Source organism: Methylobacterium nigriterrae (assembly GCF_037106235.1).
Lineage (GTDB): Bacteria > Pseudomonadota > Alphaproteobacteria > Rhizobiales > Beijerinckiaceae > Methylobacterium > Methylobacterium nigriterrae.
The window spans coordinates 1-459 of sequence record NZ_JBAWTG010000543.1 but is presented as its reverse complement, the minus strand read 5'-3'; the positions used below and the strand labels follow the sequence as shown (position 1 = coordinate 459).

1 pseudogene is annotated in these 459 nt (G+C 74.9%); it reads right to left on the bottom strand.

Annotated elements, in window-relative coordinates:
- Positions 1–242 precede the first annotated feature (242 nt).
- Positions 243–459 (bottom strand): annotated as a pseudogene (locus WDW90_RS38155) (MFS transporter); the annotation flags it as partial.

The window sequence follows — 459 nt, the reverse complement described above, 5'->3', positions numbered from 1 at the left end:
CCAGGCGAGGGCGCGGACGGCCGCGTCGGCCTCCTCCTGGCTCACCTCGGCGAAGAGCCGCTGCGCGGCGCGGGCGCGCCGCATCACGTCATCGACGGGGCCGGCATCGACGGCCGTCGGGCTGATCGCCACCGGCTCGGTGCGGCTGAGCGGCTGTTTAGCAGTTGCGGGCATGGCAAGATCCTCGATGGATGGGAGAGGAAGCGTGGGGCCGCCGCGCCGTCCGGCGCGGGGCATCTCGATCAGGCCGCCGGCTCGGCCGGCAGCGTCCGGGCGAGCGGACGTGCGGCGGGCTCGGCCTCGTCGACGAAGGGCTCGTCGGGTCGCATGCGCAGCGCCAGGGCGGCTCCGACCAGGAGAAGGCCGAGCGAGGCGACGAAGGGCAGGTCCCAGCGCCCGGTCGCGTCGATCACGGCGCCGAACACCACCGGCGAGATCATGCCGGCAAGCCCGAAGCCG